This is a genomic window from Streptomyces sp. NPDC104226 (assembly GCF_055584085.1).
Genome location: NZ_JBVJMS010000009.1, coordinates 336,863 through 358,873, shown reverse-complemented (window position 1 = coordinate 358,873; position 22,011 = coordinate 336,863). Strand labels below are relative to the sequence as shown.

The following is a 22,011-nucleotide window of genomic DNA, read 5'->3' as shown; positions in this document are numbered from 1 at the left end:
ACCACTCGAACAGCCTAGGCCATGTGGCATATGCCGTGTGGTATGTGCCGTGTAGTATTTCACATGACACACTGATTCCATGGATCGCATGGATGACTTCCTCAGGCTCTCCGCGAGCACCGCCCGGTTCACCCACGGCACCCCGCGCGCCTTCTCCTTCGGCGACGCAGGCCGGCTGCTCTGGTTCCTCCGCTCCACCGGCCCCACCGATCCCTACGACGCCCTCTGGGTCCTGGACACCGCCACCGGCGCCGAAACCCGGCTCGCCGACCCCCGCGAACTGTCCCCCGAACCCGCGCCCCTCCCCGTCGTCGAGCGCAGGCTGCGCGAACGCTCGCGGCTCGTAGCCGCCGGGATCGGCTCGTACGCGCTCTCCGCCGACGGGCGCACCGCGGTGTTCGCGCTCTACGGGCGCCTGTACCGAGCCGCGTACGAAGGCGCCCGCGCGGCGGACACCGGAGCGGCCGCGCAGCCCAAGGAACTCCCCACCGCAGGGCCCGTCTTCGACCCCCGCCCCAGCCCCGACGGCTCGCGCGTCGCCTACGTCACCGGCGACGCCCTGCACACCGTCCCCGGCGGCCGGATCAGCCCCGACGACGGAGCCCGCTGGGGCGTCGCGGAGTTCGCCGCCGCCGAGGAGCTCGACCGGCACCGCGGGCACTGGTGGGCCCCCGACGGCGAGCGCCTGCTGGCCGCCCGCGTCGACGAATCCGCCCTCCAGCGGCGCTGGTTCGCCGACCCGGCGCACCCGGAGCTGCCGGCCGAGGACTTCGCGTACCCCGAGGCGGGCGGCCCCAACGCCGACGTGCGGCTCTGGGTGCTCGGACCGGGCCCGGACGCCGCCGTGCGCCTCGACTGGGACACCGAGACCTACCCCTACTGCTCCGACGCGGACTGGGACTCGCCCACCGAGATCCTGCTCACCGTGCACGACCGGCTCCAGCAGACCGTCCTGCTGCTCTCCGCCGACCCGGACACCGGCCGCACCCGGGAGCTGTCGCGCACCACGCACCCCCAGTGGGTTGACCCCCTGCTCCCCGGCACCCCGGCGCGCCTGGCCGACGGCCGGATGCTCACCGCGGCCGACACCCCCGGCGGGGCCGCCCGCGCGCTCGCGCTGGACGGCGTGCTCCGCACCGGGGACGGGCTCCAGGTCCGCAAGGTGGCCGGCGTCCACGGGAACCGCCTGCTGATCGAGGCCGGGCAGCGCGACCCCGCCGAGCAGCAGGTGCTCCTGCTGGACCCGGACACGGGCGAGCTGACCCCGCTCGCGGACGGGCCCGGGGTGCACTCCGTCCTCGCCTCCGCCGGGGCGCTGCTGCTGACCTCCGCCGATGCCGACGGGATCCGGCGCGTCCTGCGCGCCTCCGGCGGGCGGGAGTTCGTCCCCGTCGACCTGTCGCAGCCGCTGCCGTACCGGGTGGTCCCGGTGCTGGAGCGGGTCACCGAGCACGCCGTGCCCACCGCCCTGGTCCTGCCGCGCGGGCACGTCCCCGGTACCCGGCTGCCCGTCCTGATGGACAGCTACGGCGGCCCCGGCATGCAGGACGTCAGCGCCGAGCCGCGCCGCTGGCAGCACCGGCAGTGGTGGGCCGACCAGGGCTTCGCCGTGGTCACCGTCGACAACCGCGGCACCGCGTACGTCTCGCCGCGGCACACGCACGCCATGTACCGGGGCTTCTCCGAGGTCACGCTGGAGGACCAGGTCGCCGCCCTGCGGGCGCTCGGCGCGCGCCACGGCGACCTCGACCTGACCCGGGTCGGCATCCGCGGCTGGTCGTACGGCGGCTACCTGTCCGCGCTCGCGGTGCTGCGCCGCCCGGACGTCTTCCACGCGGCGGCGGCCGGGGCCGCGCCGACCGACTTCCGGCAGTACGACACGGCGTACACCGAGCGGTACCTGGGTCTGCCCCAGGAGCACCCGGAGGTGTACGAGCGGGACAGCCTGCTCTCCGACGCCGCGGGTCTGCGCCGGCCGCTGCTGCTGGTCACGGGGCTGGCCGACGACAACGTCCACCCCTCGCACACCCTGCGGCTCTCGCAGGCCCTGACCGACGCGGGCCGCCCGCACCAGCTCCTCGCCCTGCCGGGGGTCACCCACATGACCCCGGGCGGGACGCGGGAGAAGGTCATGGCGCTGGAGCTGGAGTTCTTCCGCAAGGAGCTGGGCCTGGCCTGAGGCACACCGGAACGGCATGGCCGAACGGCAAAGGGCCCCGGAGCGAGATCATCGCTCCGGGGCCCTCCCCCGTACCCGGGTTCCCCGCCGGTCCCCCGGGAGTCCGCGGCTACGCCATGTGGCAGGCCACCTCACGGGAGGCGACCGTCCGCAGCAGCGGCCGTTCGGTGCGGCAGATCTCCTGCGCCACGGGGCACCTGGGATGGAAGGTGCAGCCCGGGGGCGGGGCGGCCGGACTCGGCGGGTCGCCGAGCAGCACGATCCGCTCGCGCCGCCGCTCCGCCGCCGGGTCCGGCAGTGGTACGGCGGACAACAGCGCCCTGGTGTACGGGTGCTGGGGGTTCTCGTAGAGCGACTTCTTGTCGCCCATTTCCACGATCCGGCCGAGGTACATGACCGCGACCCGGTCGCTGACCCGTTTGACGACCGAGAGGTCGTGCGCGATGAACACGTAGGCCAGGCCCAGTTCGGCGCGCAGCCGCTCCATCAGGTTGACGATCTGCGCCTGGACGGAGACGTCGAGCGCCGAGACCGGTTCGTCGGCGACGATCAGCCGGGGGCTCGTGGCGAGCGACCGGGCGATGCCGATGCGCTGCGCCTGGCCGCCGGAGAACTCGTGCGGATAGCGGTCGATGTGCTCCGGGATCAGTCCGACGAGCTCCATCAGCTCGGCGGACCGGCGACGGGCGTCCGCCGCGCTCGACCCCTGCACGAGCAGCGGGTCGGAGATGATCCGGGCCACCGTCTGGCGGGGGTTGAGGGAGGAGTGCGGGTCCTGGAAGACCATCTGCAGGTTCCGGCGCAGCGGGCGCAGGGCGCGCTGCGAGAGCCGGCTGATGTCCTTGCCGTCGAACTCCACGCTTCCGGAGGTCGGCTCCAGCAGCCGGACGAGCATCCGCCCGGTGGTGGACTTGCCGCAGCCCGACTCGCCTACGAGGCCCAGGGTGCGGCCGGCTTCCAGGTCGAAGGAGACTCCGTCGACGGCGCGCACGGGCGCCCCCCGGCGCCCGGTCGCGGACCGTTTGCCGGGGAAGGCCATCGTGAGGTCGCGGACGCTCAACAGGGGCGGCGGAACCTCGGCGCGGCCCACCGGGTCCCGGGTGGTGCGGGGATCCGTCCGGTTCGGCGTGGTCATCGGGCCACCTCCCGTACGGCGCCCGCGAAGTGGCAGGCCGTTGCGCGGCCGGAGTCGCCGTACGGCCGGAGTTCAGGCCGCACCGTGGCGCACCGCTCCCGGTCCTCCTCGCCGCTCGCGGCGGCCGTGGCACACCGCGGGGCGAACGCGCACCCCGCGGCGGGGGCGAGCAGGGAGGGCGGGGAGCCGGGGATGGCCCGCAGCGGTTCGTCGTCGGCGTCGTCCAGCCGGGGCAGGGAGTCGAGCAGCCCCCGGGTGTACGGGTGGGCCGGATCGGCGAACAGCTCGTCCACCGGGGCCTGTTCGGCAGCACGGCCGCCGTACATGACGAGCACCTCGTGGGCGACGCGGGCGACGACGCCCAGATCGTGGGTGATCATGACGACGCCGAGTCCGCGCTCCTGCTGGAGGCCGGCGATCAGCTCCAGGATCTGCGCCTGCACGGTGACGTCGAGCGCGGTGGTGGGCTCGTCGGCGATGAGCAGGTCGGGCTCGCACGCCAGCGCCATGGCGATCATCGCGCGCTGGCGCATGCCGCCGGAGAACTGGTGCGGGTACTCCCCCGCCCGGCGGGCGGGTTCGGGGATGCCGACCTCGCCGAGCATGTCGACGGCGCGCCGTTTCGCGGCGGCCCGGCCGGCCCGGAAGTGGACCCGGAAGTGCTCGGCGATCTGCTCGCCGACCGTGTAGTAGGGGTGGAGGCTGGACAGCGGGTCCTGGAAGATCATGGCCATTTTGCGGCCGCGCAGCCGGGAGAGCTCCTTCTCGGACTTGGTGGTCAGTTCCTGTCCGTCGAGGGCGATGGAGCCGCCGATCTCGGCGCCCCGGTGCAGGCCCATGACGGCGAGGGAGGTGACGGACTTGCCCGATCCGGACTCGCCGACGATGCCGAGGGTGCGTCCGGCCTCGACGGTGAAGCCGAGGGAGTCGACGGCGCGCACGGTGCCGCGCGGGGTGGTGAAGGTGACCTGCAGGTCGCGGACTTGGAGCAGCGGCGGCTTGGGCCGGCGGGCTTCGGGAGGAGGAGCCATCAGTACCTCACCCTCGGGTCGATGACGGCGTACAGGAGGTCGACGGCGAGGTTCGCGACGACGATGAAGAAGGCGGCCAGCAGGGTGACCCCGAGCACCACGGGCTGGTCCGAGTTGACCAGGGCCCCGTAGAACAGCCTGCCGATGCCGGGGAGTCCGAAGATGGACTCGGTGATGACGGCGCCGGCGAGCAGGCCGCCGAGGTCCATGCCGAAGATGGTGAGGATCGGGGTCATCCCGGAGCGCAGTCCGTGCTTGACCACGACGGTCCGCTCGGGCATCCCCTTGGCGCGGGCGGTGCGGATGTAGGGCTCGGCCATCGCCTCGATCATCGATCCGCGGCTCTGGCGGGCGTACATCGCGGCGTAGAGCAGGGCGAGGGCCGTCCAGGGCAGGAGCAGGTTCCCCGCCCAGGCGAGGGGGTTGTCGGTGAAGGCCTGGTAGGTGGGATAGGGCAGGAGCCCGGCGATGCGGATGACTCCGTAGATGAGCATCACGGAGGTGAAGTAGACGGGCAGGGAGGCGGCGGCGACCGCGCCGACCATCAGCGCCTTGTCGGTGACCGTGTCCTTGCGCAGGGCGGCGGTGACTCCCGCGCCGAGGCCGAGGACGAGCCAGAGGGCGGCCGCGCCGACGGCGAGGGAGGCGGAGACCGGGAGCCGGTCCATGAGCAGGTCCCACACGGGCAGGGAGTTCTCGTAGGAGTAGCCCAGGCAGGGGAAGTCGCACTGGACGGCGTACTGGCCGGTGCCGAGGGTGCGGCCGGTGAAGATCCCGGTGAGGAAGTCGGCGAACTGCCGCCACAGCGGCTGGTCCAGGCCGAGGTAGGCGCGTACGTCGGCCAGCCGCTCGGCGCTGCAGGTCTTGCCGCAGGCGGCCGCGGCCGGGTCGGCGGGGAGCACGTAGAAGATGAGGAAGGTGATGGCGGCGATGGCCAGGAGGACGCCGGCGAGGGCGAGCAGCCGGCGCGCGAGGTAGAGGATCACGTACGGCCGCCCCTCGGGTCGAGGATGTCGCGCAGGGCGTCGCCGAGCAGGGTGAAGGCGAGTACCGCGAGGAAGAGGAAGAGGCTCGGGATGACGAAGTACATGGGGTCGGTCTCGTAGAAGGCCACGGACTCGGCGATCATCTGGCCCCAGGAGGGGGTGGGCGGGCGCACGCCCACGCCGAGGTAGCTGAGGGCGGCCTCGGTGCTGATCATGCCGGGGATGAGCAGGGTGGTGTAGGCGATGACCGGGCCGGAGACCCCCGGGAGGATGTCGCGGGTCAGGATCCGCCAGGAACCGGATCCGCCGACGCGGGCGGCGTCCACGTACTCGCGGTGTTTCAGCGAGAGGGTCTGGCCGCGGACGACGCGGGCGACGCCGGGCCAGCCGAAGACGCCGATGACGACCGTCATGAGGACGATCCGGTTGACGTCCTTGGCCACCGACAGCATCGCGATCATGAAGATGAGGGACGGGAAGGACATCGTCAGGTCCATCAGGCGGGACAGGACGGTGTCGGTGCGCCCGCCGAAGTAGCCGGCGGCGATTCCGGCGGCGGTGCCCGCGACGACCACGATGGCGGTGGCGGTGAAGGCGATGAGGAGCGAGACCTGCGCGCCGTGGACCACGCGGGCGAACAGGTCGCGGCCGGTGACCGGTTCCACGCCGAGCCAGTGGTCGGGGCTGATCCCGCCGAAGGAGCCGAGCGGCTGGCCGCCCAGGTAGGGGTCGATGGCGGACTTGTCGAACTCGTCCGGGGACCAGCCGCCCAGTGCGCCCAGCCAGGGGGCGGTGAGGGCCATCAGGACGAAGAGCAGGACGACGCAGAGGCTGACGCGGACGGCGGGACGGCGGCGGAGTTCCCGCCGGGCGAGCTGCCAGGGGCTGCTGCCGGGCGCCGCCGCGGTCTGGGCGGCGGCGGAACCGGGTGCCGGTACCCCGCCCGGATCCGACGCCGGAGCCGACGCCGGGGCCGCCCGGCCGTCGGCGTCGGGTGCGGTGGTGGTCATGGTGTCAGAAGTCCCGTGTTCCCCTGTTTCCTCAGCCCTGGCTCTTCGAGGGGTCCTTGAGGCCGATGGTGGCGTAGTCGAGCTGGCCCACCCAGACGGGGTGGCCGAAGGCGCCGGCGATGTTGGTGCCGACGAGCAGCGGCTTGCGCTCCAGCAGGACGGGGACGGCCGGGGACTTCTTCATGATCTCGGCGTCGAGGTCGATCCAGGCCTGGTTGGCCTCCTTGGCGTCGGCCATCGCGTTGATCTCGTCGATGCGCTTCATCGTCGCGTCGTCCTTGAACTGCGAGTAGTTGCCCGAGTTGCCCTTGACCTTGATGGTGCGGCCGTCGAAGACGAAGGGCAGGAAGGTGGACCCGGAGGGGTAGTCGGGGCACCAGCCGGACAGGACGAGGTCGGGGGCGGTGGTGGTGTCGCCGATGACGTCGTAGTAGGCACCCGGGTCGACGGTGTCGATGACCACCTCGACGCCGGCGCGGGCCAGGCCCTGCTGGACGGCCTCGGCCTTGCCCTTGTCGCCGGTGGAGACGGCGAGGGAGACCTTCAGGGTCTCCTTGCCCGCGGCCTTGAGGAGTTCCTTGGCCTTGGCGGGGTCGCCGGACGGAGCGATCTTCAGGGTGTCGGCCTGCTTGCCGCCGGAGAGGGCCGCGGGCAGGTAGGCGGTGGCGACCTCGTTGAGGGCGGGCCCGCCGCCCGCGGTGACGACGGCCTCCTTGTCGACGGCGTACTGCATGGCCTCGCGCACCTTCGGGTCGTCGAAGGGGGCGCGGGAGTTGTTCATCTGGAGCATCGTGGTGCAGCCCTGGGACTCGGCGAGCAGCCGCGACTTGACCTCCGGCTTGGGCAGCACCTTGGGGGCGCTCTCCGGCCGCATGTTGGCCCATTGGACGGAGGAGGCGTCGGCGCCCTCCCCGGCGATGATCCGGTCGTCGATCTGACCGCCCTTGAGGCCCATGACGACCACGAACTTGTCGGGGTAGGCCTTGCGGACGGTGTCGGTCTTGGCGTCCCAGTGCTCGTTGCGGACCAGGACGAGCTTCTTGTCACGGTCGTACGACTCGATCTTGTACGGGCCGGAGGAGAACGGGCGGGCGTCGTACTGCGTGCCCTTCTCCTGCGACTCGGGGACCGGGGCGAAGGTGGGGAGGGTCGCGGTCGCGGAGAACTCGGCGACGGGACGCTTTAGTTCGAAGACGATCGTGCGGTCGTCGGGGGTCTTCACGGAGTCGAGGTGCTTGCCCTGGAGCGGTCCCTTGTAGCCCTCGGCACCGGCCAGGTACTGGGCCGCGTAGTCGGGGCCGCCGGTGAGGTCGGGGGCCATGGAGCGCTCGACGTTGTACTTGATGTCCTGGGCCTTGATGGGCGATCCGTCCTCGTACTTGACGCCCTCCTTCAGGGTGAAGGTCCACGTCTTGCCCCCGTTGGAGGGGGTGCCCAGGTCGGTGGCGAGGTCGGGGACGAGCTCGCTGCCGCCCTTGCCCGGCTCCGCCTTGAAGGTGACCAGGGTGCGGTAGAGGAGGCGGGTGCCGAAGTCCATGGTCGGCATGACCCAGTTGCGGGCGGGGTCGAGGTGGGCGAAGTCCTGGTTGGACAGGACGGTGAGGGTGCCGCCCTTGACGGGTGCGCCGCCGAGGATCTTCCCGTCGTTGGCGGAGGCGGGGTTGGAAGCACCGCCGCCGCCGGCGGAGCCCTTCTTGGGGTCGGAGCAGCCCGAGGCGCCGAGTGCGAGTGCGGCCACCAGGGCGGTGGCGAGGGCGAGTTGGGTGCGCTTGGTCATGGGTCACTCCAGTGAAGGGCCGCGCTCTAGGATGTGACCGGTAACATAGTAATGTGAAATTGTACTGACAAGGGGTTGAGGCCGTCGTTATCCAGCCGTGTCCAAATGCGGCCGGAAGCCGCGGCGTTGAGCCGCCCTTCTATGCTGCCGCCATGGATCTGACAGGGCCTCCCGGGATACCCGGGCTCGTCCACCTCTCCGAGGTGCTGCAGGGATTGGGCCGCAACACCGCCCTCCCCGACGAACTCGCCGTACGCCTCCTGCCGTACGGTTCGGCCCCGCTGCGCCTGTCGGCGCGGCGGGGGGTCACCCCGGGCGCGGCCCTGTGCGAGGAGTTCATGGCGCGCGGCGAGGCCGAGGCCCTCGCGCACGCCGAGTCGCTGCCCCCGACAGTCGCCGAGCGGCTCGCCGCCGACGCGGACCCGCGGGTGCGGGCCGCGCGGGCGAACGTCGAGCCTGTTGCCGCCGGACGGCACGCCCTGTTCGCCGCCGACCCCGCAGCGGACGTACGCATCGCCCTCGCGGGTCGCGCCGATCTGTCGGCCGGCTCGCTGGCCGCCCTGGCGGGCGACCCCGACGCCCGGGTGCGGCGGGCACTCGCCGAGGGCGGGACGGAGCCGACCGGAGACGTCCTTCGGAAGCTGCTCACGGATGCCGACCCCCAGGTGCGGGCGGCTGCTTGCAGGCACCGCCCGCCCCTCGACCTGCACGCCGCCCTGCTGGCCGATCCGGCCACGCGCAGGCCCGTCGTACGCTTCCTCGACCTGGATGCGGACACGGCCGCGGTCCTGGCCACCGACCCGGACGAGGAGGTGAGGGCGGAGCTCGCCGCCCACCCGCTGCTGCCTTCGCGGGTACGGGACGTACTGGCCCGGGACGCGAGCCCTGACGTTCGGGGCAGGGTCTTCCTCCGCGCGGACACCCCGCCGGAGCTCCGGGACGAGATCCACGCGTGGCTGACCGCCGGAGCCCGCCGGGCAGAGGAGGACTGGGAGAACGCGGAAGAGGACGACGTCTTCTGCGAGATGGCCCTCACCCTCTTGGACCTGAATTCCTGCGCCTGGGTCACGGCCGACCCCGTTCCGTACGCCGCTTCCCCCTACCTGGGCCTGCGGCGCGCGGCGGCCCGCAGTGATCGACTGCCGGCGGAGCTGGTGAGCCGGATGCTCGACGACGAGGACCCGACGATCCGCATGATCGCGCTGGCCCGGACGCCCGACGCGGGCCTCGCGACCGCCGAGTCCATCGAACGGCGCCACGGTCGGTCGAAGTTCATCGACCGGCCCGCGGACTATTACGCGTTTCCGGCCGAGGCGCTCCGCCGGTTCGCCACCGACCCCGAAGCCCGGATGCGCGTACTGGCGCTGCGCGACCCGGAGTTGCCCGCCGCGCTGCTGGAACAGCTGGCGGCGGACGGGGACCACACCGTACGGCGGGCCGTCACCGAGGACTCCCGGACGGCCCCGGGCACGCTGACGCGCCTGCTCGGCGACGGCTCGGAGTCCGTCGCCATGTTCGCCGCCACCTCCCCCAACCTGCCCGTGGAGGCCATGCGCGCGGTGCTCGACCTGGCGGGCCGCGACGCCGCCGGGCGTGCACGACCGCCGTGCGGGCCGTCAGCGTCCGCCTGGGCTCCGGCCTAGAGGCCCGAGCCCAGGCGGCCCTTGGGGCGGCCCACCGGCTCGTCGCGGCCCTGGGCCCAGAGGGAGCGGACGTGTCCCAGGTGGCGGGTCATGCAGGCTTCCGCCGCCTCGGCGTCGCCGCTGAGCATCAGGTCGAGGAGCTCGATGTGCTCCTCGGCGGAGGAGACCAGCTTGCCGGCCTCGTCCAGGCCCGTCAGGCCGTAGAGCCGGGAGCGCTTGCGCAGGTCGCCGACGGTTTCCACCAGGCGGTCGTTGCCCGAGAGGCCGAGCAGGGTGAGGTGGAAGCGGCGGTCGGCCTCCAGGTAGCCGATGAGGTTGTGCTCGCGCGCGCTGGTGACGATCTCCTGCGCGATGGGGCGCAGGGCCTCCAGGGCCTCGGGCGTGGCGATCTTCGTGATCCTGCCGATGGTCGGGACCTCGATCATCGTGCGCAGCTCGGTGTACTGGTCCAGGTCGCGCTCGCTGACCTCCGTGATGCGGAAGCCCTTGTTGCGGACCGGCTCCACCAGGCCCTCGCGGGCCAGGTCGAGCATGGCCTCGCGGACCGGGGTGGCCGAGACGCCGAGCTCGGCTGCGAGACCGGGGGCGGAGTAGACGCTCCCCGGGCGCAGTTCACCCGCTATCAGGGCTGCCCGCAGGGCGTGGCCTACCTGGTCGCGGAGCCGTTCCTGAGCCTTGATGAGACTGTGCTGCTTCAGGTCACCCATTGCATTTCCTCCGAGACCGCTCACACGACCGGCGTGCGGAGGAACAGCGTACAATGTCACGTTGCGCTTGCTCCTCAGCGGACGCCACTCCCGGCGGCCTCGAACAGGGCGACCGCCACAGCGAGATCTTCCCAGGCCATGCCCACGCTCTTGAAGAGCTGTGGACAACTCGCCGCCCCCGGACCCGGCATCCGGCCCGCGACCAGGTCGGCCAGGGTGCCGCTGATGTGACCGGCGCCGATCGCCCCTTCCGCCTCCGGCACCAGCAGGTCCCCCGCCTCGCGCAGAGCCGCCGCACGCGACTCCACGTACACGGCCGCCCGCCGGACCAGCGCCGTGTCCACCTCGCGGGCGTCCGGCTCGTGCGAGCCGACGGCGACCACGGTGGCCCCCGGCGCGATCAGCCGCCCGTCGAAGAGGGGTTCGCGGGAGGTGGTGCAGCAGATCACCAGGTCGGCGTCGGCCACCTCCTCCGCCGCCCCCGTCCGGGCGGGCACGCCCAGCCCCCGCGCGTGCGCCGCCAGCTTCTGCGCACCGGCGGCGCCGGCCGCGGACCCCGCACGGGCCACGACCACCACCTCCGCCAGCTGCCGCATCGCGTGCACCGCGTCGAGGTGCCCGTACGCCTGCGGTCCCGAGCCGAAGAGCAGCAGCCGCAGCGGCCGCCCGGCCGGGGCCAGGTGGCGCAGCGCGAGCGCCGAGACCGCCGGGGTGCGCAGGGCGGTCAGCGCCGCCCCGTCGAGCAGCGCCAGGGGGCGCAGAGTGGGCCCGTCCAGGAGGAGGTAGGAGCCCGTGATCCGGGGCAGTCCGAGCGCCGGGTTCCCCGGGGCCACCCCGGCGATCTTCACGCCGGCGTAGGCCCCGGTGGCGGCCGGCATGAGCAGCAGCTCCCCGCCTCCCGGCACGGGCAGGGCGCTGCGCGGCGGGCAGGTCTCCGGGTCCAGCCCGGCCCGCAGTACGCCGGCCAGCGCGTCCGCGGCGGCGGCCGGGCCGAGCAGCCCGGCCATCGCCGCACCCGACAGCTGGGGGATCACAGCTGGAACCCGGCGCCGAGCGCGTCCTGCGGGTCGACGCTGAAGAGGTGTTCGCCGGTGCGGTAGGCCGTACCGGTGACCTCGGTGACCACGCCCTCCGCCACCCGTGCTGCGACGCGGCCGGTGAACACCGTGCCCACGACCGACTCGTGCAGCAGGTCGTCCCCCTCCCCCAGCCGCCCGTCCTCGACCAGCAGCGCGAGCCGAGCCGAGGTGCCTGAGCCGCAGGGCGAGCGGTCGGTCTGCCCGTCGGCGAAGACGGTGACGTTGCGCTGGTGCGGCCCGAAGGGGGTGTCGGGGAGCTCCTCGTACAGGGTCACCCCGTACACCCCGGAGAGCAGCGGCCCGTCCGGGTGCCAGGTCCCGGGGTGGGTGGCGAGGGCGGCGCGGATCTCCTTCCCGGCCCGGACGAGCGCGGGCAGGGAGGCCGGGGTCACGTCCAGGCCGAGGTCCCGGGCGGGCAGGGAGGCGTAGCAGGCCCCGGCGTGCGCGATGTCCACCTCGGCCATGCCGAGGGTGGTGGCGACGGGCACCTTGCGGGCGCTGGCACGGGCCGGGACGTTGCGGAAGGTGACCCCGGTGGTGCGGCCCCCCGCACGGTGCACGGTCGCGGCGACCCGCCCCGAGGGCACGTCGATCCGCACCTGGACGTCCCCGTCGTCCGGGGCGGCGACCCGGCCGGTGTCCACGGCCCAGGCCCCGAGGGCCATGGTGCCGTGCCCGCAGGCGGTGGAGTAGCCGTCCTTGTGCCAGAACAGCACCCCGAAGTGGGCCCCGTCGTCGTCGGGCGGGACCACGAAGCCCCCGTACATCCCGGCGTGCCCGCGCGGCTCCTGCACGAGGAGCCGGCGTACGTCGTCCAGCGGGCCGCGCCGCGGGGCCGTGCCCGATCCCCCCGGTCCGATGGCGGTGGCGCAGCGCTCGGCGACGGTGTCCCCGGGCACGGGCAGCGCTCCCCCGGAGGTGAGGTCGACGATCCGGAAGGGCTCGCCGGCGGTGTGGTAGTCCACGGTGCGTACGACGGTCACAGCAGGAACCCTCCGGGGAACGGGTCGGACGGGTCGAGGAAGTACTGGGCGGTGCCGGTGATCCAGGCCCGTCCCGTGACGGTGGGCACGAAGGCCGGGCGGCCGCCCACCGTGGTCTCGCCGACGAGGCGGCCGGTGAACTCGGTGCCGATGAAGGACTCGTTGACGAAGTCCGTGTCCAGGGGCAGGAGTCCGCGGGCGTGCAGCTGCGCCATGCGCGCGCTGGTTCCCGTACCGCACGGCGAGCGGTCGAACCAGCCGGGGTGGATGGCCATCGCGTGCCGGGAGCGGCGGGCGTCGGAGCCGGGGGCTGCGAGGTAGACGTGCTTGAGCCCGGCGATGGAGGGGTTCTCGGGGTGGACGGGCCGGTCCTCGGAGGCGTTGACCGCCTCCATGACGGCCAGTCCGGCGGCGAGCAGGTCGTCCCCGCGCTCCCGGTCGAAGGGGAGCCCGAGGGAGTCGAGTTCGACGAAGGCGTAGAAGTTGCCTCCGTAGGCGAGGTCGTAGGTGACCGTGCCGTATCCGGGGACCTCGGCCTTGAGGTCGAGGCCGACGCAGAACGCCGGGACGTTGGTGAAGGTGGCGGCGGTGGCCGCCCCGTCCTCGACCCGGACGGCGACGCTGACCAGTCCGGCCGGGGTGTCGAGCCGGACGGTGGTGACCGGCTCGACGACGGGCACCATGCCCGTCTCGACCAGGACGGTGGCGACCCCGATGGTGCCGTGCCCGCACATGGGGAGCAGGCCCGACACCTCGATGTAGAGGACGCCGAAGTCGGCGTCGGGGCGGGTGGGGGGCTGCAGGATGGCGCCGCTCATCGCGGAGTGGCCGCGCGGCTCGTACATGAGCAGGGTCCGCAGGTGGTCCAGGTGCTCGATGAAGTGGAGCCGCTTGTCGGCCATGGTGGCGCCGGGGATCACTCCGACTCCCCCGGTGATCACCCGGGTGGGCATGCCCTCGGTGTGCGAGTCCACCGCGTGGTAGATGTGACGGGTGCGCATCAAGTCCCCCTCGGACTTCGGACGTCGGAGAAAACTAGCTGAGGCCCTCGGCGAGCGCCTTCTCGGTGGCGGCGCGGACGCCGGCCTCGATCTCCCCGGTGAGCGGGAAGCGGGGCGGGCGGGTGGGGCCGCCGGGGCGGCCGGCCAGGTCCATGGAGAGCTTGATGGCCTGGACGAACTCGGTCTTGGAGTCCCAGCGCAGCAGGGAGTGCAGGGACTTGTAGAGCGGCAGGGCGGTGTCGAGGTCCCCTGCCACGGCGGCGCGGTAGAGGGTGGCGCAGGCCTGCGGGAGCGCGTTGGGGTACCCGGCGATCCAACCGACCGCACCGGCCAGGGCCAGTTCGAGCAGTACGTCGTCGGCGCCGATCAGCAGGTCGAGTCCGGGGGCCAGTTCGGCGATCTCGTAGGCCCGCCGCACGTCCCCGCTGAACTCCTTGACGGCGACGATGGAGCCGTCGGCGTGCAGCCGGGCGAGCAGGGACGGGACGAGGTCGACCTTGGTGTCGATGGGGTTGTTGTACGCGACCACGGGCACGCCTGCGCGGGCGACCTCGGCGTAGTGGGCGCGTACGGCGTCCGCGTCGGCCCGGAAGGCGTTCGGCGGCAGCAGGAGCACGGAGCCGGCGCCGGCCTCGGCGGCCTGCTCGGCCCAGCGGCGGGACTCGGCGCTGCCGTAGGCGGCGACTCCGGGCATGACGCGGGCCCCGTCGCCGGCGGCCTCTACGGCGGTACGGACGACGCGGGCGCGCTCCTCGTCGGTGAGGGTCTGGTACTCGCCGAGGGAGCCGTTGGGGACGACGCCGTCGCAGCCGTTGGCGATCAGCCAGGCCACGTGTTCGGCGTAGGCGTCGTGGTCGACGCTCAGGTCCTCCCGCAGGGGCAGGGTGGTGGCGACCATGATGCCGTGCCAGGGGCGGGTGCGGGTGTCCGTACCGGCGGGCGCGGGGGTGTGCGCGTGGGTCATGAGGATGCTCCCTAGGGTGATGTGTGACATTTTACTAGTGGGTATGACATGGCCACAAGAGGTGCGGCCGCCCTGTCGGCAGTCCCGACAGGGAAGTTCGCCCGAAAGCGCCTCAGCCAGGCGGTTCGGCGGGGAGTGCGGCGAGGTGGCGGAGCGGGACCGGGCAGGACAGCGGCCTGCGGTCCGGGGCCGGGTCGCTCCCCGCGAGGACGGCGACGGCCGGCCCGCACATCCGGCCCTGGCACCAGCCCATCCCGGCCCGGGTGAGGAGTTTGACCGTACGGGCGTCCCGCGCGCCCAGCTCTTCGACGGCCTCCCGGATCCGGCCCGCCGGAACCTCCTCGCAGCGGCACACGTCGGTGTCCTCGCGCAGCCAGCCGGTCCAGCCGGAGCCCGGCCGGTGCGCCCCGGCCATCGCGGCGGCGAAGGCGCGCAGCCTCGTACGGGTCCGGACCAGGCGCGCCGGAACCGGCCGGCCCGCCACCGAGTGGGCGGCGATCTCACCTTCGACCAGAGCCAGTTGGGCGCCGCCGATGCCGCCGGTCTCCCCGGCGGACCAGATCCCGGCGACGGAGGTGCGCTGCCCGGCGTCCAGTTCCAGGGCGACCGTGGCGTCCGGGCTCGGGCGGGTGGCGCAGCCGAGACCGGTGGCCAGCTCCAGCTGCGGCACGAGCCCGTGACCGACGGCCACCGCGTCGCAGGGGATGCGGCGGGCGGTGCCGGGGACCGGCCGCCAGTCGCGGTCGAGGCGGGCCACCGTGACGGCCTCGACCCGGTCGGTGCCGTGGGCCTCGGTGACGGCGTGCCGGGTGAGGAGACGGACCCCGTGGCGGAGCAGGGCCCCGCCGTACGTGGCGCCTTCGGCGAGCTTGCCGGGGTTGCGGAGCAGTGCGGGGGCGTGGGCGGCGTACCCGGTGTACGCGGCGGCCTCCACGACGGCGGGCACCCGGGCTCCGGCGGCGGCGAGCGAGCCGGCCACGGCGAGCAGCAGCGGCCCGCTCCCGGCCACCACGACCCGGCTCCCCGGCAGCACGAGCCCGGCCTTGAGCATGGCCTGCGCCCCGCCCGCCCCGACGACCCCGGGCAGGGTCCAGCCCGGGAAGGGGAGCTGGCGCTCGTAGGCGCCCGTGGCCAGCAGGACGGTACGGGCCCGGACGGTCGCCGGGGCCTCGTCGGGGCCGGCGACGGCGTGCAGGGTCCAGGCGGGGGCCTCGCCGGGATCCGGGGTCACCGTCCAGACGTGGTGCCGGGGAAGGTACGCGACCCGGCCCGCCGACGTGTGGGCCCGCAGGGCGGCTTCGCGCGAGGCGAAGGCGGACCAACCGTGGTGCAGGGCCTCGGGGCGGGCCGCGCCGAGGCCGGGCGCGGGGTGGCGGAAGTACTGCCCGCCGGGCTGCTCCCCCGCGTCCAGCAGCGCGACGCTCAGTCCGAGGCCGGCGGCCGCGACCGCGGCGGCGAGGCCGGCGGGGCCGGCGCCGACGACGGCGAGGTCCCTCACCGGGACGTCAGACGGCGAGGTCGTCATGGCCGGTCCCTTCCTGGGTGGTGACGTGGTCGCCCGGGCGGGCGGGCACGAGGCACGCGCGCTGGTTCGGGCGGCCGTTGACGGTGACGAGGCAGTCGTAGCAGCTGCCGATCCCGCAGAACGCTCCGCGGGGGGCGGCGGTCGTGCGGGTGGTGCGCCAGGCGAGGATGCCGGCGGACCAGAGGACGGCGGCGATGCTCTGCCCGGACTGGGCCGGGAGTTCGCGGTCGTCGAAGCGCAGGCTCCACGTCTCCGCGGGGGCTCCGCCCACCAGGTCGCGGGGCGACCTTCGCCGCCCCCTGTTCGCCTCGCCCATCACTTCCGTCCTCTCCTCGATCGCTCTGACACGGCGCGTGTCCCGCACCACGGCTGCCCGCACCCTCCCCGCCGCGACGGTTGCCGCTGCGCGGGGCGGAGCTCCCCTACCCACCCTTCCACCGTTCCCCGGGCCGGCCCGGACCCGCGCCTCAAACGCCGGCGGGGCTAGGAGGGGTCCCGGGCTGCGCCCGGACCCCCTGGGGCTCCGCCCCAGACCCCGGTCCTCAAACGCCGGACGGCTGAGAAGACACACCCCGGCCGGGGTCAGTGATGGCGTGCCGGGGCGGGGTGGGGTGTTGTCCGGGACGTAGAGCGTGATTTGTGGCGCGAGGTAGGGCCCGGCTGTCGAATGTCGGGGTCAGGGCGCCCAAATCATGCAGTCCCGGACGACACCCCACCCCGCCCCCGGCACCGACCCCCACCCGCAGCCCCCTCACCCGGCGAACCGCCCCGGCGCAAAGGGCCCGGGGTCCACCCCGGCCTCCCCCGACGTCAGGGCCGCCGCGATCAGAGCCCCCGTCGCCGGGGCGAGCCCGATGCCCGCGCCCTCGTGGCCGCACGCGTGGAACAGCCCCGGGACCCGCGGGTCCGGCCCGATCGCCGGGAGATGGTCCGGCAGATAGGGCCGGAACCCGTGGTAGGTCCGCAGCACCCGCACGTCCGCCAGCACCGGAAAGAGCTCCGCAGCCTGCACCGCCAGCCGCCGCAACGCCTCCGTCGACAGCGAGCGGTCGAACCCGACCCGCTCCCGGGTGGCACCGATCAGCACCGGCCCCGCCGGAGTCCCCTCCACCACCGCGGAGGACTGCAGCGCCGCCGACCCGCTCGCGACGTCCGCGATGTAGTCCGCGGCATAGACCTTGTGCCGCACCACCCTCGGCAGCGGCTCCGTCACCAGGACGAACCCCCGCCTGGGCAGCACCGGAAGGCCGACCCCGGCCAGCTCGGCCACCGCCCCGCCCCAGGTGCCGGCCGCGTTGAGCACGGCCGGGGCGAGGAGGTCCCGGCGAGGCGTACGGACTCCGCGGATCTCGCCCGCCGGCCCCCGCACCAGCTCCGTGACCTCCTCCCCGAGGTGCACCTCCACACCCCGCGCCGCAGCCAGCAGCTGCGCCGCCGCCTGGGCCGGCTGGACCTGGGCGTCCTGCGGGTAGTGGAATCCGCCCGCCAGGTCCGGGGCCAGGTGGGGCTCCAGTTCGCGCAGCTCCCCCGGTCCCACCTCGACCGCGTCGACCCCGACCGCGCGCTGGCCGTCCGCGAAGCCCCGCAGGGCCTTCACGGTGGCCTCGTCGGCGGCGACGACCAGTCCGCCCTTGGCCTCGTACTCGATCTCCCCGGGGAGTTCGAGCGCGAGTTCCCGCCAGAGCCGCGCCGAGAGCAGCGCGAGGTCCAGCTCGGGGCCCGCCTCCTTGTCGGAGACGAGCAGGTTGCCTTCACCGGCGCCGGTCGTGCCGCCGGCGACCGGGCCGCGGTCGACGACGGCCACGCGGAGTCCGGCCCGCGCCGCGTAGTACGCGCACGCGGCTCCGACGACGCCTGCGCCGATGATCACGAGGTCCAGGGGGTGTCTCTTGGCCACGACAGTAATATGTCACATATCTCTGAGGGGGGACAGGGCTGAAACAGGACCGAAACGCGGCCGTGCGAGGTCAGCCGCGCAGCGGACCCTCGCAGCTGTAGCTCGACGTTCCCGCCACACGATTGCTCCAGACGTCCAGCGCACCGAAGGAGCAGTTCATGTCCGCCAGGTTGTTCGAGGCCGCGCCCGCCCGGTCGAGGATGAAGTAGTCGACCGTCTCGGACATGTCCTTGAAGTTCTGGTCCTCGCTGCGCCAGTCCTTCAGGTTCGCCGTGATCCTGCCGGTACAGGTGAACCGGCGCTTGCCCGGCTCGCCGTTCTCCACGCAGTCGGGCGTGTTGTACGTGGCCGTCGCGAAGGTGGACTTCACGTCCGCGAGCGCCGCGTCGCGCAGCTGCGCGTTCGGGGTGAAGACGGTGTTCGGCACGAACAGCTGGTCGACCTTGGCGATCTGGGCGTCCAGGAACCGGTCGTAGCCGGTCTGGACGGCCGCGTCGCGGCCCATCCTGTTGCGCCAGGCGTCGAAGCCCGCCGGGTCGTCGGCGCGCAGGTGGCCGTACATCGCCCGCAGCTCCGAGGGCCGCTCGTTCCACAGGAACTCGAAGAAGGCGCCCGAGTACCCGTAGAAGCGGAAGCCGTCGTTGGCGTACGTGGCGTGCAGGAGCTGGTCCACGGACATGCGCGGGCCGCCGCCGGCCGTGTCGGCGATGATGCTCTTGATCAGGGACTTCCTCACGGCGATGCCGTTGTCGCGGGTCGCGCCGTCGAAGAACTCGGCGGTGCCCTCGTCCATGGCGGTCGTACGGTCGCCCGCGTACCAGGCGCCCTGGCCGAAGGTGCCGGGGACGGCGAAGCGGCCGTTGAGGTAGTGCGTGTACTCGTGGCGGAAGAGCTCTTCCAGGGTGAGCTGGGAGTCCTGCGGGACGCGGCGCTGATAGGTGTAGAAGGTGGCGCCGTTCTCGATGTAGATGCCGCCGTTGTCGGTGCCGTAGCCGGTGAGGACCGGGTGGTAGTTCACGTAGTCCGCGCGGGAGGCGTAGAGCACGATGTTCAGGGTGGCGTTGACGTCCCCGGCGATCGGCTGGTCGGTGCCCAGCACCCGGTGGTACTGGGTCTTGACCTGCTTGCTCGCGTAGTAGAGCTGGTCGACGGTGGCCCGGTCGAGGGCGGTGCGGACCTTGATGGCGCCGCCGTCGTAGGTGAAGGTGTTCGGGAAGAGCTCCCGCTCGATGTCCTCCTTGCACACCCCGTACGGCTTGCACGCCTGGTAGAAGTTGAGCCAGGACACGGCCTTCGCCCACGGCTCGCTGCCGTCGCCGAAGGCGGCCCTGACCGGGGCGAGGAGCGCGCCGAGGTCGGCGATGGTCGCGTCCTTCAGGCCCGCGATCTGGCCGAAGCGGCCGAACTCGGCGATGGCGTCGCGCGCCACCCAGGCGTTCGCCGTGCCCTTGAGGTGGGCGTACGTGGCGAAGCTCTTGAAGGCGGCCCGGTACGGGGCGTCGGCGGCGGCCGCCGCGTGGAACGCGGTGTCGTTGTTGTACACGCCGAGGTAGTTGACGGAGAGGGCGGCGAGGGCGGCACCCGCCCAGGCGGTGTCCAGGTGCGTCGCGGTGTGCGACGGGTCCATGGTGGCCAGGACGCTTCGGATCAGGCCGAGTTGGTGGTGGCGCAGGCCGGGCGCGCTGCCGGCGTAGAGGGCCTCGCGCAGGGTGCGGGCGTTGGAGCCGGTGACGTCGAAGGTGCGGGCGGCGCCCGCGAAGGCGGCGATGGCCTGGCGCATCGCGTCGACGGTCGGGGCGTCGGTGACGTCGATCTCGGTGCGGGAGTGGTCGTGGTAGGCCACGGCGTGCAGGTAGGTGAACATCTCCTCCAGGTGGGAGGAGTTCAGGCCGTCGTGGGCGGCGGCCAGGCCGGATATCCGGCGGGAGACGGCCTGCACGTGGGCGTCCGACATCACGGGGGCCAGCCGGGCGTCCCAGGTCCAGATGAGGCCCGAGAGGCAGCCGCCCTTGGCGGCGGTCACGGCCGGGTCGGCGAGGAAGTCGGCGAACTGCTCCGGGGTGAGCCCGGTGATCCCGTCGAGGGTGCAGGGGACGCCCGCGGCGGTGCCCTGGGCGGCTGCGGCCGCGAGCCTGCCGCTCTTCGTGGCGGTCACGGCGGCGGGCGCGGTGACGGCGCCGGGCACCTTGCCCTCGGCGATGGCCCGGCCGTCCGGGATCTGACCGCCGGGGACCTGGCCGCCGCCGGGGGCCGGTGCGGGCGCGGGGGCGGCCTGCTGCGCGTCGGCGAGGTGCTCGACCTCGTCGAACGGGTTCGGCGCGGCCTGGGCTCCCGCAGCGCCGGCGCCCCCGGTGAAGGTGCCGGGCGCGGAGGGACCCGCCGCGCCGGCGCGGGTACCGGTCTCGGCGGCCTGGGTCACGGCCTGGCCGGCGGTGACGAGGAGGGTGACCGTGACGGCGGCGGAGAGGAGGGACGTGCGCACGACTCTGTGCTGGGACACCAAGGACTCCTGGCTGAGGGGGGCGGTGAGGGGAAGGTGCGGAACTGCCCTGCTTCACGCGGCGTTTGGCGGGGATTAAGGGAACTGACACGGCGCGATGTGAGCTGTAACATAGTAATGTGAAATTGCACTGACAAGACCTGTGCGCCCATCAGTTCGGATCTTCCTGAGGGAGCCCCCGTGACCGACACCCCCTCCCGCCCCACCACCGGGCTCAACATCGGCAGCCACGACCTGCCCGTATCAGCCGAGTTGTCCCGCTTCATGGCGTCGGACTGGGCGGCCTCCCCCCTGCCGGACGCCGCGCGCGTCCCCGCGTACGCCGTCACCCCCGCCCGCCGCGCACGACTCTCCGCCCGCTTCCCCGGCGAGCGGCTGATCATCCCCGCGGGCGAGCTGAAGGTCCGCAGCCACGACTGCGACTACCGCTTCCGCCCGCACAGCGCGTACGCCTGGCTGACCGGACTCACCGGCGAGGACCAGGTCGGCCACGTCCTGGTCCTGGAGCCGGCCGGCCCGCACGGCCACGAGGCCGTCCTCTACCTGCGCCCGCGCTCACAGCGCAGCGGCGGCAACGAGGAGTTCTACCGCGACCGCCGCTACGGGGAGTTCTGGGTCGGCCGCCGCCCCGACCTCGCGGAGGCCGAGCGGCTCTCCGGCATCCGCTGCGCCCACCTGGACGCACTGGGCTCCCCCACGGGACGCAACGCGGCCGCGGACCCGGAGCTCGCCACCACCCTCTCCGAACTGCGCCTGGTCAAGGACGCCTGGGAGGTGGCGGAGCTGCAGCTCGCCGTCGACCACACGACCGCCGGGTTCGAGGACGTCGTACGGGACCTCCCGCGCGCCCTGGCCCACCCGCGCGGCGAGCGCTGGATCGAGGGGGTCTTCAACCGCCGCGCCCGGGCCGAGGGCAACGGCACCGGCTACGAGACGATCGCCGCGTCGGGCGCGCACGCCTGCGTGCTGCACTGGATCCGCAACGACGGCCGGCTGAACGCGAGCGACCTGCTCCTGCTCGACGCGGGCGTGGAGACCGACGGTCTCTACACGGCGGACGTCACCCGCACCCTGCCGCTGTCGGGCCGGTTCTCCCCCGTCCAGCGCCAGGTCTACGAACTGGTCCTGGCCGCCCAGGACGCGGGCATGGCGGCGCTGCGGCCGGGCGCGAGCTTCCGCGACTTCCACCGGGCCGGAATGCGGGTGATCGCGGAGGGGCTCGCGGAGTGGGGGGTGCTCAAGCACGCCGAGGGCGACCTGCACCGGCGCTACACCCTGTGCAGCAGCGGGCACATGCTCGGGCTCGACGTGCACGACTGCGCGCAGGCGCGCGCGGACACGTACCTGGACGGGGTCCTGGAAGAGGGCCAGGTCCTCACCGTGGAGCCGGGGCTCTACCTCCAGCCCGACGACGAGACCCTCCCGCCGGAGCTGCGCGGCATCGGCGTCCGCATCGAGGACGACCTGGTGATCACGGCCGAGGGCGCCCGGCTGATGTCGGGCGCCCTGCCGCGCACGGTGGCGGGCATCGAGGAATGGATGGGGAACCTGCTGGAGGACGGCAGCAGGTAGACCCCCGTACGCCCGCCCCGGT

17 protein-coding genes are annotated in these 22,011 nt (G+C 73.4%); 3 read left to right on the top strand and 14 right to left on the bottom strand.

Going from position 1 to position 22,011, the window contains the following annotated elements:
• Positions 1-79: 79 nt before the first annotated feature.
• Positions 80-2,179 (top strand): S9 family peptidase, encoded by a 2,100-nt coding sequence (locus ACZ60J_RS28000; protein WP_469685993.1) that lies wholly within the window; start codon positions 80-82, stop codon positions 2,177-2,179.
• Between the two features lie 109 nt (positions 2,180-2,288).
• Here ACZ60J_RS28000 and ACZ60J_RS27995 read toward each other — a convergent pair whose 3' ends face one another.
• Genes ACZ60J_RS27995 through ACZ60J_RS27975 form a run of 5 tightly spaced genes read right to left on the bottom strand, consistent with a single transcriptional unit; the run spans position 2,289 to position 8,118 of the window.
• Positions 2,289-3,314: an ABC transporter ATP-binding protein gene (locus ACZ60J_RS27995; RefSeq protein ID WP_469685991.1), complete on the bottom strand. Its 1,026-nt coding sequence runs from the start codon at positions 3,312-3,314 to the stop codon at positions 2,289-2,291.
• Positions 3,311-4,345 (bottom strand): ABC transporter ATP-binding protein, encoded by a 1,035-nt coding sequence (locus ACZ60J_RS27990; RefSeq protein WP_469685989.1) that lies wholly within the window; start codon positions 4,343-4,345, stop codon positions 3,311-3,313. The genes ACZ60J_RS27995 and ACZ60J_RS27990 overlap by 4 nt, the downstream gene beginning before the upstream one ends.
• The gene (locus tag ACZ60J_RS27985) at positions 4,345-5,331 is read right to left on the bottom strand and encodes an ABC transporter permease (RefSeq protein WP_469685987.1); all 987 of its coding nucleotides are present in this window, start codon (positions 5,329-5,331) and stop codon (positions 4,345-4,347) included. The genes ACZ60J_RS27990 and ACZ60J_RS27985 overlap by 1 nt, the downstream gene beginning before the upstream one ends.
• The gene (locus tag ACZ60J_RS27980; RefSeq protein ID WP_469685986.1) at positions 5,328-6,341 is read right to left on the bottom strand and encodes an ABC transporter permease; all 1,014 of its coding nucleotides are present in this window, start codon (positions 6,339-6,341) and stop codon (positions 5,328-5,330) included. Before ACZ60J_RS27980 ends, ACZ60J_RS27985 begins: the two co-directional genes overlap by 4 nt.
• Positions 6,342-6,372: 31 nt before the next feature.
• Complete coding sequence (locus ACZ60J_RS27975) at positions 6,373-8,118, bottom strand: ABC transporter substrate-binding protein (protein WP_469685985.1); 1,746 nt, start codon at positions 8,116-8,118, stop codon at positions 6,373-6,375.
• Between the two features lie 152 nt (positions 8,119-8,270).
• On the opposite strand from ACZ60J_RS27975, the gene ACZ60J_RS27970 reads away from it, so the two are divergent.
• Positions 8,271-9,761 carry a hypothetical protein gene (locus ACZ60J_RS27970; RefSeq protein WP_469685983.1) on the top strand — a complete coding sequence of 497 codons (1,491 nt, stop codon included), beginning with the start codon at positions 8,271-8,273 and terminating at the stop codon, positions 9,759-9,761.
• Here the strand turns inward: ACZ60J_RS27970 and ACZ60J_RS27965 are convergent.
• From ACZ60J_RS27965 to ACZ60J_RS27925, 9 genes are all read right to left on the bottom strand, one after another.
• Positions 9,758-10,468, bottom strand: a complete 711-nt coding sequence (locus ACZ60J_RS27965) for a GntR family transcriptional regulator (RefSeq protein WP_469685981.1) — start codon at positions 10,466-10,468, stop codon at positions 9,758-9,760. The genes ACZ60J_RS27970 and ACZ60J_RS27965 overlap by 4 nt on opposite strands.
• Positions 10,469-10,542: 74 nt before the next feature.
• On the bottom strand, positions 10,543-11,475 hold the full coding sequence (locus tag ACZ60J_RS27960) for an ornithine cyclodeaminase family protein (protein WP_469686180.1): 933 nt from the start codon (positions 11,473-11,475) through the stop codon (positions 10,543-10,545).
• Positions 11,476-11,498: 23 nt separating this feature from the next.
• Positions 11,499-12,530 carry a proline racemase family protein gene (locus ACZ60J_RS27955; RefSeq protein ID WP_469685979.1) on the bottom strand — a complete coding sequence of 344 codons (1,032 nt, stop codon included), beginning with the start codon at positions 12,528-12,530 and terminating at the stop codon, positions 11,499-11,501.
• Complete coding sequence (locus tag ACZ60J_RS27950) at positions 12,527-13,531, bottom strand: proline racemase family protein (RefSeq protein ID WP_469685978.1); 1,005 nt, start codon at positions 13,529-13,531, stop codon at positions 12,527-12,529. The genes ACZ60J_RS27955 and ACZ60J_RS27950 overlap by 4 nt, the downstream gene beginning before the upstream one ends.
• Before the next feature lie 34 nt (positions 13,532-13,565).
• On the bottom strand, positions 13,566-14,495 hold the full coding sequence (locus ACZ60J_RS27945; protein ID WP_469685976.1) for a dihydrodipicolinate synthase family protein: 930 nt from the start codon (positions 14,493-14,495) through the stop codon (positions 13,566-13,568).
• A gap of 112 nt (positions 14,496-14,607) precedes the next feature.
• Positions 14,608-16,020 (bottom strand): FAD/NAD(P)-dependent oxidoreductase, encoded by a 1,413-nt coding sequence (locus tag ACZ60J_RS27940; protein ID WP_469685975.1) that lies wholly within the window; start codon positions 16,018-16,020, stop codon positions 14,608-14,610.
• Positions 16,001-16,336, bottom strand: a complete 336-nt coding sequence (locus ACZ60J_RS27935) for a (2Fe-2S)-binding protein (protein ID WP_469685973.1) — start codon at positions 16,334-16,336, stop codon at positions 16,001-16,003. The genes ACZ60J_RS27940 and ACZ60J_RS27935 overlap by 20 nt, the downstream gene beginning before the upstream one ends.
• A gap of 435 nt (positions 16,337-16,771) precedes the next feature.
• A complete protein-coding gene (locus ACZ60J_RS27930) occupies positions 16,772-17,917 on the bottom strand; it encodes an NAD(P)/FAD-dependent oxidoreductase (protein ID WP_469685972.1) in 1,146 nt (381 codons plus the stop codon).
• 70 nt (positions 17,918-17,987) lie between these two features.
• Positions 17,988-20,417: a collagenase gene (locus ACZ60J_RS27925; protein ID WP_469685971.1), complete on the bottom strand. Its 2,430-nt coding sequence runs from the start codon at positions 20,415-20,417 to the stop codon at positions 17,988-17,990.
• Positions 20,418-20,597: 180 nt separating this feature from the next.
• Between ACZ60J_RS27925 and ACZ60J_RS27920 the strand changes: the two genes are divergently transcribed.
• Positions 20,598-21,989 (top strand): aminopeptidase P family protein, encoded by a 1,392-nt coding sequence (locus ACZ60J_RS27920; protein WP_469685970.1) that lies wholly within the window; start codon positions 20,598-20,600, stop codon positions 21,987-21,989.
• Positions 21,990-22,011: the final 22 nt, after the last annotated feature.

Bases quoted from the DNA above. Each gene is read 5' to 3' on its own strand.
- ACZ60J_RS27975 (WP_469685985.1), bottom strand. From the start codon at position 8,118: ATGACCAAGCGCACCCAACTCGCCCTCGCCACCGCCCTGGTGGCCGCA.
- ACZ60J_RS27950 (WP_469685978.1), bottom strand. From the start codon at position 13,531: ATGCGCACCCGTCACATCTACCACGCGGTGGACTCGCACACCGAGGGC.
- ACZ60J_RS28000 (WP_469685993.1), top strand. From the start codon at position 80: ATGGATCGCATGGATGACTTCCTCAGGCTCTCCGCGAGCACCGCCCGG.
- ACZ60J_RS27980 (WP_469685986.1), bottom strand. From the start codon at position 6,341: ATGACCACCACCGCACCCGACGCCGACGGCCGGGCGGCCCCGGCGTCG.
- ACZ60J_RS27960 (WP_469686180.1), bottom strand. From the start codon at position 11,475: ATGGCCGGGCTGCTCGGCCCGGCCGCCGCCGCGGACGCGCTGGCCGGC.
- ACZ60J_RS27970 (WP_469685983.1), top strand. From the start codon at position 8,271: ATGGATCTGACAGGGCCTCCCGGGATACCCGGGCTCGTCCACCTCTCC.
- ACZ60J_RS27940 (WP_469685975.1), bottom strand. From the start codon at position 16,020: ATGACGACCTCGCCGTCTGACGTCCCGGTGAGGGACCTCGCCGTCGTC.
- ACZ60J_RS27995 (WP_469685991.1), bottom strand. From the start codon at position 3,314: ATGACCACGCCGAACCGGACGGATCCCCGCACCACCCGGGACCCGGTG.
- ACZ60J_RS27990 (WP_469685989.1), bottom strand. From the start codon at position 4,345: ATGGCTCCTCCTCCCGAAGCCCGCCGGCCCAAGCCGCCGCTGCTCCAA.
- ACZ60J_RS27945 (WP_469685976.1), bottom strand. From the start codon at position 14,495: ATGACCCACGCGCACACCCCCGCGCCCGCCGGTACGGACACCCGCACC.
- ACZ60J_RS27965 (WP_469685981.1), bottom strand. From the start codon at position 10,468: ATGGGTGACCTGAAGCAGCACAGTCTCATCAAGGCTCAGGAACGGCTC.
- ACZ60J_RS27935 (WP_469685973.1), bottom strand. From the start codon at position 16,336: ATGGGCGAGGCGAACAGGGGGCGGCGAAGGTCGCCCCGCGACCTGGTG.